Here is a 16202-nt window from a genome sequence, read left to right as displayed (position 1 = left end):
ACCTTCGTGGCCTACCGGGGTGAGTCGATCGGCCTGATCGGCTCCAACGGTTCGGGCAAGTCGACGCTGCTGAAGGCGGTGGCGGGGCTGCTGCCGGCCGAGCGCGGCAGTGTCTACACCGATGGTCAGCCGTCGCTGCTGGGCGTCAACGCGGCGCTGATGAACGATCTGACCGGGGAGCGGAACGTCATACTGGGCGGTCTGGCCATGGGGATGTCGCGTGAGCAGGTCCGCGAGCGGTATGAGGACATCGTGGAATTCTCGGGCATCAATGAGAAGGGTGACTTCATCACCCTGCCGATGCGTACGTACTCCTCCGGTATGGGGGCCCGTCTCCGCTTCTCCATCGCGGCGGCCAAGGACCATGACGTGCTGATGATCGACGAGGCACTGGCCACGGGGGACCGGAAGTTCCAGAAGCGCTCCGAGGCCCGCATCCGGGAGCTGCGCAAGGATGCCGGAACGGTCTTCCTCGTCAGCCACAACAACAAGTCGATCCGGGACACCTGTGACCGGGTGCTGTGGCTGGAGAAGGGCGAGCTGTTGATGGACGGCCCGACCGACGAGGTCATCGAGGCCTACGAGAAGGAAACCGGCAAGTAGCCGCTCGCATCCGGTCGTTCAGCGGGCCGTCGCGATGAGGCGCCGCAGCGCCGTGTGGGCCGGTGGGCCCCAGGTGGGCTTGCCGCCGGGGCGGCCGTGGATACCGGCCTCTCCGATGAGGATGCCGCTGAGGGCTCTCAGTACTGCCCAGCCGCGGGCGCGGCGCAGGGTCGCGTCGTCCGCCGTCGGCTCGTAGGCGTCGTGGAAGCGGCCGAAGGCGCCGTCCGGCAGCAGAATCCACGGAGCGGCGAGGTCGCAGGCCGGATCACCCGCGCACAGATCGCCGAAATCGATCACACCGCAGAAGGTGCCGTCCGCGGTGAGGACGTTGGCCGGATGCAGGTCGCCGTGGAGCCACAGCGCCGGACCCGGCCAGGCGGGTGCGTCGACGGCGTCCTCCCAGACCGCGCGAACGGCATCAGGGTCGGAGGCCAGCCTCAGCTCGGTAGCCGAGGTGAGCTGCTCGGTGAACTGCTCCGCGAGGTCGGCCAGCGGCCCGCCGCGGCCGGAGCGCCCGTCGACGGGTGCCGCCTCGGGGGCGGGGCGATGGAGGGCCGTCAGGAAACCGGCCAGGACGTCCGCCGCCTCCGCGCCCCTCGTGACAGGGGCCCGGTCGGCGGGCGCGCCCGGCACCCAGGTGGTGACGATCCAGGGTCTCGGAAACCGCTCGGAGGGCTCGCTCAGGCGCTGCGGTACCGGGACCGGCAGAGGAAGGCGCGGGGCGAGGGCGGGCAGCCAGGCGTGCTCCTTGCGCAGCAGCGCGTCCGCGGACCGCGTCGCCCAGGGCAGCCGGACGGCGAGGTCGTCGCCGAGCCGCCACAGCTGGTTGTCCCAGCCGCGCGCGCCGAGCCGCACGGGGTGATCGGCCAGGTCGGGGTGCTGGCCGCGCAGCAGATCCCGGACCAGCTCCGCGGTGATCTCCATGCGGGTGTCCGTCATGCGAAGCAACAGTATCGGGGGTCGCGCCCCCATGGCTCCTGGGTTGCCCTGTTCACCATCGCGACTGCCGGTGGGTCCGGGGCCCGGACGCATCCGTGTCGCTGCTGGGGCGGATGAGCTGCGTGTGAGTCAAGTGATGGATATATGCAATGTTTGCTGCCCGGAACGTGTACATCATCGCTTGTTCCGTGCCACACTGAACCTGGCCCTCACCGCATCCCCCGTCGGTGAGGGCCACATCTGTTCGCTCAGGCGGCTGCGGCATCCGGGCGGCTACGGCTACGCCAGGCGTTCCGCCAGCAGGAACACGCCGATGGCGATCATCATGGCACCGGAGACGCGGGTGACGGCCCGGGCCGCCGAGGGCCTCGTCTTCAGGACCGTGCGGGCGAGGACGCCGACGGCGAGGTAGACGAGGGCGCAGGCCGTCATGTGGAGCGTGCCGAGCAGACCGGTCTGCGCGGCGACCGGCCAGCCGCCCGCGGGGTTGATGAACTGCGGGAACAGCGAGAAGTACAGCAGCAGCGCCTTGGGGTTGAGGCCGCTGATCCCCATCCCCTTGAGCATGATCTGCGTGCGGGAGGACCCCATGGTCTCCTCGGAGGCCGTCAGTGTGGCGGGCCGCCTCAGCACGCCGCAGCCCAGCCACACCAGATAGCCCGCCCCGGCGACGGTCAGCGCGGTGAGCACCGTCGCCGAGTTCGCCACGATCACCACCAGGCCCGCGACGGCGAGCAGCGTGTACCCGACGTATCCGGCGATCAGCCCGGCGACCGCCGGGACGACCGACCGGTCCCGCAGACCGGCCGAGATCGCGTAGGCCCAGTCGGCGCCCGGGGTGAACACCAGCAGCAGATCTACTGCCAAGAAGGCCGCCAGCGTCGTCATTTCCATGGTTCGATCCCTCGCATTCCTTGCTCTGAGGGAAGGTTAGGCGGGATTGGCCCGAAGGTGTTTGCGTTCTTACCCCGCAACGGCCCTGAGTGAGGGAAGATCTTCCCTTGGGTGCCCCATACGGAAAGATTCTTGCCCGGGCCGCCGATGGACGGCCGTCTGCCAGCGGCTCGCCAACCGGCTATCGTGCCTCGTCCTGATGCGGCCAGGGAGGTCCCTCACCGTGAGCAGTACCGCGTCGCCCTTCCCCGATCGGATCGAGGTCACGGGCGAAGGTCTCGTCCTGCGCGACTGGACGGAAGCGGACCTGGCCGCGATGCCGGATCTGTTCGACCACCCCGACATCGCGTACTGGACGCCGATCGTCTCCCCGTTCGACGAAGCGGCCGCCCGCGCACGACTGGACCGGGCCCGGCAGCTGCGGGCGGAGGGCGCGGCCATCCTGCTCGCCATCACCGTGGACGGCCGCGTGCCGCTCGGCGAGGTGATGCTGCGGCGTGCCCCCGAGGGCACGGAGCTCGGCTACGCGGTCGGCCCGGCGCACCGCGGCCGGGGGCTGGCCGGGCGGGCGGTGCGGGTGATGGCGGCGTATGCGTTCGAGCGGCTGGGCGTGGACCAAGTGATCCTGGAACTGGAGGCCGAGAACGCCGCCAGCGTCGCCGTGGCCACCGCGGCGGGCTTCGGCCTGCTCGACGTCCCGCTGATCACGGGGGAGGAGAAGGGGCGTCCCTATGCCCTGCAGACGTGGGGGCTGACACTGCCGGACATCAACGCCGAGGAAGAGGAGGGTCGTGCGGCTCCGCCGGGGCGAGAAGGCAGGAATGGAGCTGCTCGAGCAGTTCGGTGATGTTCTCCCTGTTGGCGCGGTAGCGGACGAGCTTGCCGTCGCGGATCGACTGGAGCAGCCCTCCGCGCCGGAGGACGGCGAGGTGCTCGGAGGTGGTCGACGGGCCGAGCCCGGTACGTTCGGCGGCCTCGCCGACGGTCAGCTCCTCGCCGTCGGCGAAGTGCGAGAACAGCTTTTGGCGCGTCCCGCTGGCCAGCGCCTTGAGGAAGACCTGAAGCTCGTCTCCGGGCAGGGCGGCCCTGGCGTACAGCTCCTCCTCCACGCCGACCGGGTCGTCGGCCGTGCGCGGCGCGAGGTCGAACTCGGCCGGAGGGATGTCCAGGGCGACGCAGGCCGTGCGGACGACGGCCCGTTCGCTGTCGTCGAAGTAGCCGTCGGCACCGCCGATGACGATGCCGATCTGGATGACGGCCAGCGCCTCGGCGGGCCTCCTCTTCGCCTTGGCGATCTCCTGCATCGCACTGACCTTGCCGAGGTCGAAGTCCACGGTGAGCTTGTCGAGGTGCTCCTCGAAGCGGCGGTGGAGTTCGTCCGAGGGGAACCTTTGGAGCACGTCGTTGGTGGCGATGAGCTGGGCGACGCGTTCCCGCTCCGCGGGGTCGATCCGGCCGTCGGCCGCCGCCACCAGGGCGCACATGGCGATGCTGGCGTCCCGGAACGCTCCGCTCTTCAAGTCGCTCTTCATCGCCGTGAGCTGAGCCTGCATCGATTGAACCGAGTCCCTGAGGCGGTCCCACAGCGCCATCTGCATCTCCTTGTCGGTACTCCCCGTCGCGTGAGGTGGAAACAGAATCTACAGGTTTGTAGAGAGCTGGGTTCACCGGGTTGATGCGCGCGGAGGCGTGGCAGTCGTCTGCCGCTCCGCGTACGGCGAAGGGTGGGTCGTCCCTATAGTCTGCACGCCGTGATCAACTCAAGGGGAGGGGAGAGCGGCTCGGTCCGGGGCGGAGACGGTGGCGGGGCGGCCGAAGCCGCCCGTGTCCGGACCAGGCCTCAGAAGAAACCCGTCAGGGGCGGCGGTTCGGCGTTGAGGAGGTAGTCGCCCACCACGCGGGCCTTGTGGGCGATCGGGTTGTGGCTGACCAGGGTGCGGGCGTTGCGCCAGTGGCGGTCGAAGTTGTGTTCCCGCCGGGTGGCCGAGGCCCCGCCCACGTCGTACAGCCGCTCCGCGGCGCGCAGGGCCGCCTGGGCGGCGACCACCTGTGCCTGCGCCACCTCGGTGGCCGCCTCGGCGAGCGCCGGTTCGCCGCCCGCGACACCGTCCTCGGCGCGGGGGCCGGTGAGGGCGCGGTCGATGGCGGCGGCCGCGCGGAGCACGGTGGCCTCGGCCCCGTACCCGAGGGCCGCGATCTCGCCCACGGTGTGCTGGACGAACGGGTCCTGTACCGCGTGCTCGACACCGCTGTGGCGCACCGCGCGGGCCCGGTCGCGGGCGTAGCCGATCGCGTCGCGGGCCGCGTTCTTGGCGATGCCGGTTTCCACGGCGGCGAGGAAGAGCTGGTGGTACGCGCCGAGGTGGGTCCGGCGCACGCCCACGGCCTCGTCCACGACGACCTCGTACGGGTACACCACCACGTCGTCCAGCTCGGTGGTGCCGCTGGCCGTCATGCGCTGGCCCATGCCGTCCCAGTCGTCGATCAGCCGCAGTCCGGGGCGGCCGGTCGGCAGCACGACGCGCACCCGCCGGTCCTGGGGGTCCTTCGCGGCGACGGACACCCAGTCGGCGAACAGACTGCCGGTGCTGTAGTACTTCGTACCGCTCAGCCGGTACTGGTCGCCGTCCGGCACCAGCGTGGTGTGGATGTCGCCGGGGTGCTTGGCCGCGGTCTCCCCGGTGGCGTTGCCGAACAGTTCGCCCGCCAGCGCCGCGCCGAACCACCGCTCGCGCTCGGCCTTCCGGCCGTCGCTGATGAGCTTTTCGACGAAGCCGAAGTGCGGGCGGAGGGCCTGCGCCACGTTGGAGTCCGCCTCCGCGAGGTCGACGACGGTCCGGAAGAGGTCGACGAGGCTCGCTCCCGGGCCGCCGTACGCCGCCGGGACCCGCAGGCCCCCGATGCCGCTCGCCCGCACCGCGTCCATGGAGGCGTACGGCAGTTCCCGCCGGGCCTCGCGGCGCGCCGTGTCGGTGGCGAGGGAGGCGGTCAGCTCCGGTACGCGTTGGAGTAGCTCCGTTACGGAAGCGGTGCGTGGGGCCGTCGTGGTGTTCATCGGGCCGCGGCCTCTTTCTGCTCGTAGGACGATGCGGGCACGGGAAGCTCCAGGTGGTCGCGGAGGGTCGTGCCCGTGTACGTGTGACGGAAGACGCCGCGCGCCCGCAGAAGCGGCACGACGTGGTCGACGAAGGTGTCCAGGCCGTCGGGGAGGGCGTCGGGCAGCAGGGTGAAACCGTCCACCAGGCCGGCCGACCACCACGCGGTGATGTCGTCCGCGATCTGTTCCGGGGTGCCGACGACCGACCGGTGGCCGCCGATGGTGCGTGCGGCGAGCCCGGCCAGCGACAGCCCCTGGCGGCGGGCGATCTCGGCATGGGTGCGGAAGAACCCGGTGGGCAGCCGGTCCGGTGGCGGACCGGCCAACTGGCTCTCGGACAGCGGAACTTCCGGGTCGGTGGTGGAGGGGTCGAGGCCGAGAGTACGGGCCACCCGGCCGATCTGCCGCGCGTCCTCGCGGGTGCCCGCTTCGAGCGCGGCGAAGCGGGCGCGGGCCTCCGCCTCGGTGCTGCCGATCACCGGGGTGAGGCCGGGCAGCAGCCGGATGCCGGAGATGTCCCGCCCGTGACGACGGGCCTGCCCGGCGAGGTGGGCGCGGTAGCCGCGGGCCGCCTCCTCGTCGAGCAGCGGGGTGTAGACCGCCTCGGCGAAGCGTCCCGCGAGTGCCACGCCCTGCGGCGAGGCCCCGGCCTGCAGCTGCACGGGGCGGCCCTGCGGGGAGCGGGGCAGGTTGAGCGGCCCCGCGACGTCGAGGAACTCGCCGGTGTGGTCGACGGAGTGAATCCGGTCGGGGTCGGCGAAGCGCGCGCCCCCGGTGTCGGCGAGGAGCGCGCCGTCGTCCCAGGAGTCCCAGAGCCGGTGCACCAGGCCGATGAACTCCTCGGCCCTGCGGTAGCGGGTGTCGTGGTCCAAGGCGGTGTCGAGGCCGAAGTTCCGTGCCGCCTCGGGGAAGAAGGTGGCGACGGCGTTCCATCCGGCGCGGCCCTGCGAGGCGTGGTCGAGCGAGAGAACCCGGCGGGCCAGGTTGTAGGCCTCGTTGAAGGTGGTGGAGCCGGTGAAGACGACCCCGACACGTTCGGTGGCGGCGGCGAGGTAGGTCAGCAGCATGGACGGCTCCAGGCCCTGCCCGGGGCCCTGGCCGATGTCGCCGTGGAGGGCGGGGATGTCGGCGAGGAACACCCCGTCGAGGGCGCCGCGTTCCGCGGTGCGGGCGACCCGCAGATGGTGTTCCGGGTCGACGTACGCGTCCGGCGGCAGGCCGGACCGGGTCCAGGCCACGGGGTGGTTTCCGACGCCGGTGATGTTCACCAGCAGATGGAGTTGGCGTGTCATCGGGTCAGGACCTCCGCCGTGTCGGGTGCGCGCCGCGTGTCCCGGGGCCGGGCCACCGGAGGCCGGGCCAGGCCGAAGTGGTCGCGCAGGGTGGTGCCCGCGTAGTCGTCGCGGAACAGCCCCCGGCGGCGCAGCTCGGGGACCACGTGTTCGGCGAAGGCCGCGAGGCCGCTGGGGAGCACGTCGGGCATCAGATTGAAGCCGTCCGCCGCGCCCGAGGTGAACCACTCCTCGATGGTGTCGGCGATGTCGGCGGGCCCACCGGCGACGACGCGGTGGCCGAGTCCGCCGCCGAGCCGGTGGATGAGCTGCCGGGCGGTCAGCCGCTCGCGCCGGGCGAGGTCGGTGGTGACGGTGAAGAAGGTCTGCAGCCCCTGGACGTTCTCGGCGGGTCCGATGAGGTGCCACGGCAGTTCCGCGTCCGGGTCGAGGGCGTCGGCATCGATGCCGAGGAGGGCGGCGAGCCGGTCCAGGCCGTAGCGGAGCGGGATGAGGTTCTGGAGGCGGTGGAGGCGCTCCAGCGCCTCGTCACGCGTGGCGGCGACCACCGTCGACAGGCCGGGCAGCACGACGATCCCGTCGGGGTCGCGGCCGAGCGCGGCGGCACGTGTTTTGACGGCCCGGTAGTACGCCTTGCCCTCGTCGAGCGTCTGCGCGGCGCTGAAGACGGCCTCGGCGTGTGCGGCCGCGAGTTCGATGCCGTCGGGCGATCCGCCCGCCTGGACGAGGACGGGGCGGCCCTGCGGCGACCGCGGGGTGTTCAGCGGCCCCCGTACGCGGAAGAACTCGCCCCGGTGGTCGATCGTGTGGATACGGGCGGGGTCGGCGAACACACCCCGCTCGGGGTCTCCCACGAGCGCGTCGTCGTCCCAGCTGTCCCACAGCCGGCCGACGACGTCGACGAACTCGGCTGCGCGCCGGTAGCGGTCGCGGTGGGCGGGCGCCTGCCGCAGCCCGAAGTTGCGGGCGGCGGCGGGCCCGGCCGTGGTGACCGCGTTGAACCCGGCACGGCCCCGGCTCAGATGGTCCAGCGCGGCAAATCGGCGGGCGATGTTGTAGGGCTCGTTGTAGCTGGTGGAGGCGGTGGCGATCAGGCCTATGCGGCTGGTGTGCGCGGCGATCCCGGCCAGGATGACGGTGGGTTCGAGGGCGTATTCGGGGCGGTGGGCGATGTCCGGGGTGAGAACGGGGGTGTCGGCGAGGAAGACCGCGTCGAGCTTCGCGGCCTCGGCGATGCGGGCGGTGGCGATGTAGTGGCCGAGGGAGAAGGCGGCGCGCGGATCGCCGTCGGGGGCGCGCCACGCCCCCGCGAAGATTCCGGACTGGAAGATGTTGACGTTGAGGTGCAGGTGTCGCCTGCCGGCTGCGGCGGTCATGAGGCGGCTCGCTGTCGCTGGTGGGTGGGAAAGCCTCGCGGGCCGGGGCTCCACATCGAGATCGCTCGGCCAACGCCCGTTCAGCACGGCCGCGTTGGCGCTGGCTTGCATCCGGGCGGGGCGAAGCAGGGCGGACCGGCCCCGAGCGGGAAGGGGAGCGTCAGGAGAGACAGGCGGCGCTGGTGATCACCATGTGATCGACCGTGCGGCGGCGCGTGCAGAAGAGGTTCCGCGACATGGGACGGGATGCTCACACTCCGCGTCGGCCCAGGTCAACAACGTGACCGCATGGTGAGATGAACGGGGTGCTGGGGTGGTCGGCCGCCGTTCCGCATACTGGTCGCTGCTTGACCAGTACACGAATGCCGGTGTTGGGTGACGTCCATGGCCTCCACACTTCTGGCGCACCGCCACCACGTCGACCTCGGTCGAGTGGTGAGCGCGCAGTGTTGTTGAGGCGATGACCACGGCCCCGGCGGCCGGTTGACTCCCCGCCGGGCTGCCCACTTCCACGCGTCCCCGCGGACGATCCGTCCGCCCTTTCGGGACGTGTTCTCTTAACGCCGTCGCCTGACGACTCGCCAACTCCCGTGCCACCGGCATGCCGTGGCGCGGACGAGGCCATGCGCCCATGAGGAAAACCATCGTGACCGACACGTTTCCGCGGGAGCTCCGCGAAGCCCTCGCCGGGGCCTCCGCACCCCTGCCCGGCCCGGAGGGCGCCGTCCGATGGGTGGCGCTCGGCTGGGACGACCCTGCCGCCGCCGAGCTGCGCGCGCTGATGGACGCGGAGATCAAGCCGCGCTACGCGCCGTACGGGCCGCGCCCGCATCTGCCGCCCCCGCCCACCGCCGACGAGATCGCTGTCACCTGGGTCGCCTTCGCCGCGTCCGGCGACCCCGTCGCGTCCGCCTCGCTGCGCGCGCTCCCCGGTGGCCGATGGGAGATCAAGCGGGTGTTCGTCCGCGCCGACCACCGAGGACGCGGGCTGGCCTCGGCCGCGCTCGCCGCGGTCGAGGCGTCCGCCGTCGAGCGCGGCATCACCGAACTGGTGCTGCAGACCGGCGAGCTCCAGCCCGAGGCCACCGCCCTCTACACGCGCGAGGGCTGGCACCGCATCGCGCCGTATCCGCCGTACGCGCTCGACCCGTACAGCGTCTGCTTCGCCAAGCCGCTGACCGCCACCCTCGACGCGCGGCGCGAGCGCCAGGAGCACAGCGGCCAGATGCGGGATAGTCAGACGCGGAGCAGTCAGACGCGCAGCAGCCGGGCGCGGGACAGCCAGGAGCGGGGGCGCCATGCGTGACCGCCGCGCCCTTGCCGCCCTCCTCGGCGCGCTGCTGCTCCTCGCCGGATGCGCGCCCTCCGGGGCCGGGGCCCGCACCTCCGCCTCGGATGACTCCCTGACCTGGGGCGTCACCACGGAACCGCAGTGCTTCGACCCCCACCGCTCCACCCAGCAGAACGCGTTCATCATCATCCGCAACTACGTCGACTCACTGATCGCGAAGAAGCCCGACGGAACCTTCGCCCCCTGGCTCGCCACCCGCTGGAAGATCTCGAAGGGCGGCACCGTCTACACCTTCCGGCTGCGCGACGACGTCACGTTCAGCGACGGCACCCGCTTCGACGCCCGGGCCGCGAAGGCCAACTTCGACTATGTCGCCGACCCCGCGAACGCCGCGGACGCCGCCAGTCTGCTCGTCAACTACCAGCGCAGCACCACGCCCGACCCGCACACGCTGCGCATCGAACTGAAGAAGCCCGACTCCTCGCTCCTGGAGTCGTTCTCCAGCGTCAAGCTGGGCTTCCTCTCGCCCGGCTCGCTGAAGAAGGGCGACACGCTGTGCGACGCGAGCCGGTCGCTCGTCGGCACCGGCCCGTTCGCCGTCGACCGCTACACCCGTGGCCAGTCCGTCCGCTTCCGCAAGAACCCCCGCTACGACTGGCCGCCCGCCTTCTCCCGGCACCGAGGTCCGGCGCGGCTGAACACCGTCACCTACCGCTTCCTGCCCGAGTACTCCACCCGTTCCGGGGCGCTCTCCTCGGGCCAGGTGGACGCCATCGAGGGCGTACAGCCCCTGGACGTACCGCTGTTCAAGGGCGTCAAGGGCTTCCAGTACCGCACCGGACCGTCCCGCCAGACCTCGTTCACCCTCAACATCAACTACACCCGGGGGCCCGGCGCCGACATCCGCGTCCGGCGCGCGCTGCGCGACGGCGCCGACCTGGACGCGGTCGTACAGGCCGTCTACCGGGGCACGGTGCATCGCGCCTGGTCCGACATCGGCCCGGACAACCCCGACTACGACGCCTCGCTGAAGGGCAGTTGGGGAAACGACCCCCAGAAAGCCAACCGCCTTCTCGACGAGGCCGGTTGGACCGGACGCGACAGCGACGGCTACCGCACCAAGCACGGCAAACGGCTCACCCTGGAGGTCGGCTACCCCCAGCCGTATGTGCGCGACAACCGCGACGTACTCATCGAGGCGCTCCAGGCCGAGCTGCGGCAGAACATCGGACTCGACCTCGATCTGAAGATCAACACGGCCGGGGAGTTCACCGAACAGAAGGCCACCGGCGACTGGAGCATCTACCCGAACACGCTCAACCCGCTGGACGCCGGACTGGAGCTGCGACAGGTCCTCGGCAGCACCGAGTTCCTCTACGGCAACGTCCACGGATACGACAGAAAGCTCGACGCCATGATCAACCGAGCCCTGGCCACCACCGACCTGGACCGGCGCCGCCCGCTGCTGGCGAAGATCCAGCGGCGCGCCGTGGACCGGGCGTACATCGTCCCGCTGTTCGCCCCGCACTACCAGATCGCCGCCTCCGACGCGGTCCACGGGCTCGGCTTCGAGACCCAGCTAGACTCGCCCGCCACCTCCTACGCGGTACGGGTCGGCCGATGACCACGGCACCCGCCACCACGGAGCGCCCTGCGGCCCCCCGCCCGGCCCGGCCGGGAGCCGTGGCCTGGCGGCGTGTCGCCATCCGCGTCGCCACCGGCATCGGTGTGATGTGGGCGGCCGCCACCGTCGCCTACGTCGTGCTGCACACCATGCCGGGAAAGATCGAGGACATCCTGGTGGGCGACCAGACCTACCCCGGTGCCCAGGAGGCGGTCGCCGCCGAATGGGGCCTGGACCGGCCGCCCCTCGTGCAATACCTCGACTATCTGGGACGGCTGCTCCACGGCGACCTCGGCAGCTCCTACGCGATGCGGCAGCCGGTCGCCGACGTCGTCGGCGACCAGCTCCCGCCCACGGTCGAACTGACCCTCCTCGCGGCGGGGCTGGCCATCCTCCTCGCCCTGTCGGTGGCGATCGCCACCGCGGGCCGGGCCCGCCCGCTGCGTGCCCTGGCCTCGCTCGCCGAACTCGTCGCCACCTCCACCCCGGTGTACTGGCTCGGCATCCTGCTGCTGATGGTGTTCTCGTTCGAGCTGGGCTGGTTGCCGGTCACCGCCGACAGCGGCGCCGCCTCCCTGGTGCTGCCCGCCGTCACCCTCGGGCTGCCCATGGCCGGGCTGCTGTCACAGGTGCTGCGCGAGTCCCTGGAATCCACGCTGGAGCAGCCGTTCATCACCACCGTCCGGGCCCGTGGCGTCGGCGAGACCCTGGTGCGGCTGCGCCACGCCCTGGCGCACGCACTGCCACCGGTCATCAACCTGGGCGGCTGGATGATCGGCAACCTGCTCGGTGGCGCGGTCATCACCGAGACCGTCTTCGGCCGCCCGGGGCTCGGCGCCGTCACCCTGACCGCCGTGACCAACAAGGACGTGCCGGTCGTGCTCGCCGTCGTGCTGCTCGCCGCCTTCGCGTACGTGGTCATCTCCACGCTCGTCGACATCGTCAACCTGCTCATCGACCCGAGGCTGAGGACCCGATGACCCCACGTGCTGTCCGGCCGCGCCACATCGGCACCGCCCTGTGCGCCGCGCTCATCGGCGTGCTGCTGCTCGCCGCGGCCTTCCCCGGCCTGTTCGGCGACACCGACCCGCTGCGCTCCTCGATGCCCGAATCCCTGCAAGCACCCAGCGCACGGCACTGGTTCGGCACCGATCTGCTCGGCCGGGACGTGTTCGCCAGGGTCATCCACGGGGCGCGCTACTCCCTGCTGCTCGGAGTGGCGGCCATGCTCATCAGCCTGGTGCTGGGCCTGGTGGCCGGTGTCCTGGCCGGGCTGTCCGGCCGGGTGGCCGACGAGGCCGTGGCACGGCTGCTCGATGTGGTGTCCGCGTTTCCGGGAGTGCTGCTGGCGATGCTCGTGGTGGTCTTCACCGGGCCCGGAGTGTTCAACATCGCGGTGGCGATCGGAGTGTCGGGCGTGCCGAAGTTCGCCCGGGTGATCCGCGCGCAGACCCGGGCGGTGAAGGACGCCGGATACGTCACCCACGCCGTCGTCCAGGGGCGTGGCCGCGGCTGGATTCTGGCCCGGCACATCGCCCCCAACGTCCTCATCGCCGTCCCCGTCATCGCCACCATCGACATCGGCACGTCGATCGTGGCCGTCTCCGGGCTGAGCTTCCTCGGCCTCGGCCCCCAGCCCCCGGTGCCCGAGTGGGGCGTGATGCTCTCCGAGGGCCGCGACATCCTCCGTACCGCCTGGTGGGCCGGGCTCTTCCCGGGCCTGGCCATGACCGTCACCGTGATCGCCTTCACCGTCGTCGGCCGCAGGCTGCAACTCCTCCTGGAAGGCAGGACCTCATGACCGAAAGCGCCCCGGCGTCCCGTCGGCCACTGGTCGACGTCGACTCGCTCAGCATCGGCTTCCGCACCCGTGGCGGCACCGTACCCGCCGTGCACGGTGTCTCGTTCGCCGTCCACCCGGGGGAGTGCGTGGCCATCGTCGGCGCGTCGGGCTCGGGCAAGAGTGTCACCGCCCGCTCCCTCGTCGGACTGAACGCCCGCGAGGCGGTGGTCGAAGCCGAGGCGCTACGGGTCGACGGCCGGGACGCGACCGTCTTCTCGCAGCGGGACTGGCGGGCGCTGCGCGGACGGTTCGCCGGGCTGGTCCTCCAGGACGCGCTGGTCTCGCTCGACCCGCTGCGCACCGTGGGCCAGGAGGTCGGCGAGGCGATCCGGCACCATCGGCTGGTGCCCCGCGCGGGGGCGCGCGAACGCGTACTGGACACCCTGCGGGCGGTCGGCATGCCGGAGCCGGAGCGGCGGATCGACGCCCATCCGCACGAGCTGTCCGGGGGACTGCGCCAGCGCGCGCTGATCGCCTCGGCCATCGCCGCCCAGCCCCGGCTGATCATCGCCGACGAGCCCACCACGGCACTGGACGTGACCGTGCAGCGCCAGGTCGTCGACCTGCTGGCCGCCCGGGTCGCCGAGGGTACGGGGCTGCTGCTGATCAGCCATGACCTGGCCGTCGTCGCGGACATCGCCGACCGCGTCCTGGTGATGGAACACGGCCATGTGGTGGAGGACGGCCCGGTGCGCGAGGTGCTCCGGCGCCCCCGCGCCCCGTACACCCGGCGACTGCTGGCGGCGATCCCCTCGGCGGCCTCACGCGGCGGACGGCTCACCGGCGACGAGCGACGTACCGACGAGGGCCGACAGGCTGATGAAGATGGCCCCGCCCGCACCGGGCCCGCTTCTCCGCAGCGGCCCGACGACGACGTGGTCCTGGAGGCGAGCCGCCTGACCAAGACGTACCCGCTGCGCGGCCCCGGGCAGGAGCGGTTCACCGCCCTGGACGACGTGTCGTTCCGGCTCCACCGGGGCGAGGCGCTGGGCATCGTCGGCGAGTCCGGCTCGGGCAAGACGACCTGCGCCGACCTCGTACTCGCCCTCACCCGGCCCGACTCCGGAGAGGTGCGGCTGCACGGCCACCCCTGGAGCGTGCTCACCGAGCGGGAACGCCGGGCCTCGCGACGGCTGGTCCAGTACGTGCAGCAGGACCCGCTCAGCTCCTTCGACCCCCGCTGGAGCGTGGACCGGGTGCTGGCCGAGAACATCCACCATCGGGGCTCCCGCTCCGAGCGGCGCGACATCTCCGTCGCCGCCCTGGAACGTGTCGGGCTGAGTGCCGGTCACCTCACCCGCCGTCCCCGCTCGCTGTCCGGCGGGCAGCGCCAGCGGGTGGCGATCGCGCGGGCACTGATCGCCGAACCGGAGATCATCGTGTGCGACGAGCCGGTGTCCGCGCTGGACGTCCTCGTCCAGGCCCAGGTGCTCGACCTGATCACGGAGCTGCGGGCGGAGCTGGGCACCTCGCTGCTGTTCATCTCGCACGACCTGGGAGTGGTGCACCATCTCACCGACCGCGTACTGGTGTTCAAGGGCGGCCGGATCGTGGAGCGGGGCGACGCCGACGAGGTCCTGACGGCCCCCCGCCACCCCTACACACAGGAGCTGCTGGCCTCGCTCCCGGGCCAGGAGCTACGCGCATCCTGACCCGAGGGCCCGGCCCGGGAACCGGCCGCCCTTACGACGGCGGGGGATAGGGGAGAAGATCCGCGGCGGTCTTCTCCCAGGCGGCCTTGAGGTCCGCGAGCAGTTCCGGCCGGTCGGGTGCGAGATCGGCCTGCTCCCGGGCATCCCGCGCGAGGTTGAACAGCTGGTCCTTGCCGTCGGCGTCCTGGTAGTACTTCCAGTCGCCGCGGCGCAGCGCCCGGTTGTCCCGCACCCGCCAGAAGAGGTCGCGTTCGCGTGGCTCCTCGCCGCGCAGCAGATACCCGGCGAGGCTGGTCCCGTCCAGCGGATACGCCGCGTCCGGCCGGGCTCCGGCCACCTCCAGGAGGGTGGCGGTCCAGTCGGGGGAGAAGTTCGGCTCATCGCTGACCTGGCGGGCATCGATCCGGGACGGCCACCGCAGGATGGTCGGGACCCGGATTCCGCCTTCCAGCAGGGAGAACTTCTCGCCGCTGAGCGGCCAGTTGTAGGAGAAGCGCTCACCGCCGTTGTCACTGGCGAAGAGCACCAGAGTGTCTTCCTCCTGACCCGACCGCCGCAGTGCCGCGAGCACCTCGCCGACGGCGGCGTCCAGGCTCTCGACCATCTCCGTGTACTTCTCGACGGAACCGCCGTCGTAGTGGTTCAGCGCGTTGACGACCTCGTCATGGCTGCTCGCCGCACGGATCTTCTCGGCGATCTCGGCTCCGGTGGCGGCGTCGCCCTCGGCGAGCCACGGCCAGTGCGGAGTGGTGAAGTTGAGGTTGAGGAGCCACGGTGTGTCGTGGTCGCGGGTGACGTACTCGACGGCCCGTTCGGTGAGGACCGTGGTGTAGTAGCGCAGGTCCCGGTGGGTGGCGTCACCCTCGTACAGGTCGTACTCGCCGAGCTGCCCGAGCTTGGAGAAGTACTCCAGCACACCGCCGAAGTTGCCGAAGAACTCGTCCCAGCCGGACTTCGTGGGGCTGTAGTCGGGCAGCCAGCCGCAGTGCCACTTGCCGATCAGCGCGGTGGCGTATCCGGCCGTCTTCAGCAGCGAGGCGAGGGTGGGATGGTTCGGGTCCAGCCCCTGGGAGCGGTCGCCGACCGGCTCGGCCAGCCCGCCCTTCGTCCGCCCGGGGAAACGGCCGGTGTAGAGGCTGAACCGGGTGGGGGAGCAGGTCGCCGAGCCGGAGTAGGCGTTGGTGAAGCGCACGCCCTGCCGGGCGAGAAGGTCCAGGTGAGGGGTGTTGATATGCGGTGCGCCGTAGGACGACAGATCGGCCCAGCTCAGGTCGTCACCCAAGATGACCAGCACATTGGGACGGCGGCCCGAAGCGCTGCCGGAGCGGGCGCGGAAGGGCCGCTCGCCGGTGGCACCCTCCTCGGCGGCGTTGCCACGCGTGGCGGCGGCCGGTTCGGCAGCGCCGCCCGGTTCCGTGGCGGCGGCCGGTTCCGCGGCGGCCACGCCCGCGGCGGTGAGCGCGCTCCCGCCGACCAGACCGTGGAAGAGGCGGCGGGACATCCTGGGATCGTTCATGGTGATCAACACTGGGGGCCCGCGATACGCCGGGCAACGCCTCGCGGACCGCCCTCATGCGATGTTCACGCGCGT

At 71.7% G+C, this 16202-nt stretch carries 14 protein-coding genes and 1 pseudogene; 7 read left to right on the top strand and 8 right to left on the bottom strand.

The window, feature by feature from the left end; translation table 11 throughout:
• A partial coding sequence (locus ABZ370_RS38230) for an ABC transporter ATP-binding protein (RefSeq protein WP_358631160.1) occupies positions 1-603 on the top strand: 603 nt, incomplete at its 5' end.
• A gap of 18 nt (positions 604-621) precedes the next feature.
• On the opposite strand, the gene ABZ370_RS38225 is transcribed toward ABZ370_RS38230, so the two are convergent.
• Both ABZ370_RS38225 and ABZ370_RS38220 read right to left on the bottom strand, forming a co-directional pair.
• Positions 622-1542: an aminoglycoside phosphotransferase family protein gene (locus ABZ370_RS38225; RefSeq protein ID WP_358631157.1), complete on the bottom strand. Its 921-nt coding sequence runs from the start codon at positions 1540-1542 to the stop codon at positions 622-624.
• A 279-nt stretch (positions 1543-1821) separates the two neighbouring features.
• Entirely contained in the window at positions 1822-2436 is a 615-nt protein-coding gene (locus tag ABZ370_RS38220; protein WP_358631154.1) for a LysE family translocator, read from the bottom strand.
• 199 nt (positions 2437-2635) lie between these two features.
• On the opposite strand from ABZ370_RS38220, the gene ABZ370_RS38215 reads away from it, so the two are divergent.
• On the top strand, positions 2636-3283 hold the full coding sequence (locus tag ABZ370_RS38215; protein ID WP_358631151.1) for a GNAT family N-acetyltransferase: 648 nt from the start codon (positions 2636-2638) through the stop codon (positions 3281-3283).
• Here ABZ370_RS38215 and ABZ370_RS38210 read toward each other — a convergent pair.
• From ABZ370_RS38210 to ABZ370_RS38190, 5 genes and pseudogenes are all read right to left on the bottom strand, one after another.
• Complete coding sequence (locus ABZ370_RS38210; protein ID WP_358631178.1) at positions 3204-3545, bottom strand: metalloregulator ArsR/SmtB family transcription factor; 342 nt, start codon at positions 3543-3545, stop codon at positions 3204-3206. The two genes, ABZ370_RS38215 and ABZ370_RS38210, sit on opposite strands and share 80 nt — an antisense overlap.
• 30 nt (positions 3546-3575) lie before the next feature.
• Positions 3576-4028 (bottom strand): annotated as a pseudogene (locus ABZ370_RS38205) (TerB family tellurite resistance protein); the annotation flags it as partial.
• Positions 4029-4276: 248 nt separating this feature from the next.
• Positions 4277-5491 (bottom strand): acyl-CoA dehydrogenase family protein, encoded by a 1215-nt coding sequence (locus tag ABZ370_RS38200; protein ID WP_358631148.1) that lies wholly within the window; start codon positions 5489-5491, stop codon positions 4277-4279.
• Positions 5488-6825, bottom strand: a complete 1338-nt coding sequence (locus ABZ370_RS38195; RefSeq protein ID WP_358631145.1) for an NtaA/DmoA family FMN-dependent monooxygenase — start codon at positions 6823-6825, stop codon at positions 5488-5490. Before ABZ370_RS38195 ends, ABZ370_RS38200 begins: the two co-directional genes overlap by 4 nt.
• Positions 6822-8201 (bottom strand): LLM class flavin-dependent oxidoreductase, encoded by a 1380-nt coding sequence (locus tag ABZ370_RS38190; RefSeq protein WP_358631142.1) that lies wholly within the window; start codon positions 8199-8201, stop codon positions 6822-6824. Before ABZ370_RS38190 ends, ABZ370_RS38195 begins: the two co-directional genes overlap by 4 nt.
• Before the next feature lie 646 nt (positions 8202-8847).
• Here ABZ370_RS38190 and ABZ370_RS38185 point away from each other — a divergent pair.
• From ABZ370_RS38185 to ABZ370_RS38165, 5 genes are read left to right on the top strand one after another with little or no spacing between them, the layout of a single operon-like run.
• Entirely contained in the window at positions 8848-9507 is a 660-nt protein-coding gene (locus ABZ370_RS38185) for a GNAT family N-acetyltransferase (protein WP_358631139.1), read from the top strand.
• On the top strand, positions 9500-11116 hold the full coding sequence (locus ABZ370_RS38180) for an ABC transporter substrate-binding protein (RefSeq protein ID WP_358631136.1): 1617 nt from the start codon (positions 9500-9502) through the stop codon (positions 11114-11116). The genes ABZ370_RS38185 and ABZ370_RS38180 overlap by 8 nt, the downstream gene beginning before the upstream one ends.
• A complete protein-coding gene (locus ABZ370_RS38175) occupies positions 11113-12096 on the top strand; it encodes an ABC transporter permease (RefSeq protein WP_358631133.1) in 984 nt (327 codons plus the stop codon). Before ABZ370_RS38180 ends, ABZ370_RS38175 begins: the two co-directional genes overlap by 4 nt.
• The gene (locus ABZ370_RS38170) at positions 12093-12917 is read left to right on the top strand and encodes an ABC transporter permease (protein ID WP_358631130.1); all 825 of its coding nucleotides are present in this window, start codon (positions 12093-12095) and stop codon (positions 12915-12917) included. Before ABZ370_RS38175 ends, ABZ370_RS38170 begins: the two co-directional genes overlap by 4 nt.
• A complete protein-coding gene (locus ABZ370_RS38165) occupies positions 12914-14611 on the top strand; it encodes an ABC transporter ATP-binding protein (protein ID WP_358631127.1) in 1698 nt (565 codons plus the stop codon). Before ABZ370_RS38170 ends, ABZ370_RS38165 begins: the two co-directional genes overlap by 4 nt.
• Before the next feature lie 31 nt (positions 14612-14642).
• Here the strand turns inward: ABZ370_RS38165 and ABZ370_RS38160 are convergent, their stop codons facing one another.
• A complete protein-coding gene (locus ABZ370_RS38160) occupies positions 14643-16127 on the bottom strand; it encodes a sulfatase-like hydrolase/transferase (protein WP_358631124.1) in 1485 nt (494 codons plus the stop codon).
• Positions 16128-16202: the final 75 nt, after the last annotated feature.

It is taken from the genome of Streptomyces sp. NPDC005962, assembly GCF_040629205.1.
Classification (GTDB): Bacteria; Actinomycetota; Actinomycetes; order Streptomycetales; family Streptomycetaceae; genus Streptomyces.
Note: the sequence above shows the minus strand (reverse complement) of the source record. Positions and strands in the feature narration are given on the sequence as shown.

What these genes read in the sequence shown, in the direction of transcription:
- ABZ370_RS38225 (WP_358631157.1), bottom strand. Translation starts at nt 1,542, where the DNA reads ATGACGGACACCCGCATGGAGATCACCGCGGAGCTGGTCCGGGATCTG.
- ABZ370_RS38220 (WP_358631154.1), bottom strand. Translation starts at nt 2,436, where the DNA reads ATGGAAATGACGACGCTGGCGGCCTTCTTGGCAGTAGATCTGCTGCTG.
- ABZ370_RS38215 (WP_358631151.1), top strand. Translation starts at nt 2,636, where the DNA reads ATGCGGCCAGGGAGGTCCCTCACCGTGAGCAGTACCGCGTCGCCCTTC.
- ABZ370_RS38200 (WP_358631148.1), bottom strand. Translation starts at nt 5,491, where the DNA reads ATGAACACCACGACGGCCCCACGCACCGCTTCCGTAACGGAGCTACTC.
- ABZ370_RS38195 (WP_358631145.1), bottom strand. Translation starts at nt 6,825, where the DNA reads ATGACACGCCAACTCCATCTGCTGGTGAACATCACCGGCGTCGGAAAC.
- ABZ370_RS38190 (WP_358631142.1), bottom strand. Translation starts at nt 8,201, where the DNA reads ATGACCGCCGCAGCCGGCAGGCGACACCTGCACCTCAACGTCAACATC.
- ABZ370_RS38180 (WP_358631136.1), top strand. Translation starts at nt 9,500, where the DNA reads ATGCGTGACCGCCGCGCCCTTGCCGCCCTCCTCGGCGCGCTGCTGCTC.
- ABZ370_RS38175 (WP_358631133.1), top strand. Translation starts at nt 11,113, where the DNA reads ATGACCACGGCACCCGCCACCACGGAGCGCCCTGCGGCCCCCCGCCCG.
- ABZ370_RS38170 (WP_358631130.1), top strand. Translation starts at nt 12,093, where the DNA reads ATGACCCCACGTGCTGTCCGGCCGCGCCACATCGGCACCGCCCTGTGC.
- ABZ370_RS38165 (WP_358631127.1), top strand. Translation starts at nt 12,914, where the DNA reads ATGACCGAAAGCGCCCCGGCGTCCCGTCGGCCACTGGTCGACGTCGAC.
- ABZ370_RS38160 (WP_358631124.1), bottom strand. Translation starts at nt 16,127, where the DNA reads ATGAACGATCCCAGGATGTCCCGCCGCCTCTTCCACGGTCTGGTCGGC.